Raw genomic sequence first — 1,448 nt, 5'->3', positions numbered from 1 at the left:
CCACCCGCATGAGAGAGTGGCCCGCACGGCATCGGCGTGAAGTCACTGTCGGCACGGCTAGCCGTGACCACGTATAGGAGAGTGAACCTTTTCGCCGCCGTGTGCCCCGCGCGCCCATTATCCTGAGAGGGTTTTCCATGACGCGCAAGAAGGCTCAACGACATTTCCAACTAATTCATCCCGACTGTGCCGGTATCGACATCGGTAGCAAGGAGCACTGGGTTGGCGTGGATCCTCGTCATGAGCATGCCGTGCGAAGCTTTCCCACCTTTACCGACGACTTGGTCAAGCTGGCCGACTGGCTTGAGGAGCTTAAGATCAGCGTGGTCGCGATGGAGGCGACAGGTGTTTACTGGATTCCTTTGTTCGAGCTTTTGGATGCTCGAGGCTTCGATGTTTATCTCGTCAACTCTCGGGCCACGCGACAAATCTCAGGCCGAAAATCTGACGTGCTGGACTGCCAGTGGATATGGCAGCTGATGAGCCATGGTCTGCTGCGAGGCGCTTTCAGACCTGCTGACGAAGTGTGTTCACTACGTGCACTGGTTCGTCAGCGCGTAACGAAAGTACGAGACCAAGCCAAGGCACTGAATCGAATTCAGAAAGCCCTCACCCAGATGAATATTCAACTGGCCAATGTCATCAGCGATATTTCTGGCGTGACGGGAATGAAAATTCTGCGCGCCATCCTTGAGGGCGAGCGTAATCCGGAAAAGCTGGCGCAACTGCGAAATGTTCGGATCAAAGCTGACGAAGACACAGTAGCCCGCAGTCTTCAAGGAAATTGGCGGTTGGAGCACCTGCATGCACTGGACCAGGAGGTAGCCTGTTACGACTTCCTGGAAACGCAGATCGCTGCTTGTGATGCGCTAATCAATGATTCGCTTGCCCTGCTGCCCGTACGTGACGATGCCCCTCAGCCGACCAAAAAAACATTGCGCAGCCCGCATCGCTCAGGCCAAGAGCAAGGCGCATTGCATCAAGCGCTGTGGCGAACAATGGGCGTTGATTTGACGGCCATTCCCACTATCGGGGTCGATACGGCACTGGTTGTCGCAAGTGAAATCGGTGCAGATCTTTCAAAGTTTCCGTCCATGAAACACTTCTGCTCTTGGTTGGGGTTAGCACCACCCACCCGTATTTCTGGAGGCAAGCAATTGCCTGGGAAAGGACCGAAAGTGATCAACCGCGCAGCGCAAGCGCTCAAGCAAGCAGCGTCAAATGCTCGCAATGATCAAAGTTTTATCGGCGCGAGTCATCGCGCCAGATTGGCACGCATGGACACTAGCTGCGCGATTAAAGCGACAGCCCACCAATTGGCTCGATTGATCTATGCGATGCTGACTAAAGGAAAGCCTTACATCGAACAGGGAATTGCTGTGTTCGAAGAGCAGAGCAAAGAGCGTCAGTACCGAGCCTTGCTGCGCAAGGCTCGGAAACTGGGATTG

General features: G+C 54.6%; 1 protein-coding gene. It reads left to right on the top strand.

Annotation, left to right across the window (positions count from 1 at the left end):
- Positions 1-137: 137 nt before the first annotated feature.
- A partial coding sequence (locus TZ03_RS27180; RefSeq protein ID WP_051101406.1) for an IS110 family transposase occupies positions 138-1,448 on the top strand: 1,311 nt, incomplete at its 3' end.

Origin of the sequence: Pseudomonas sp. 10-1B (genome assembly GCF_000935045.1) — a bacterium.
In the GTDB taxonomy this organism is placed as follows: Bacteria; Pseudomonadota; Gammaproteobacteria; order Pseudomonadales; family Pseudomonadaceae; genus Aquipseudomonas.
Note: the sequence above shows the minus strand (reverse complement) of the source record. Positions and strands in the feature narration are given on the sequence as shown.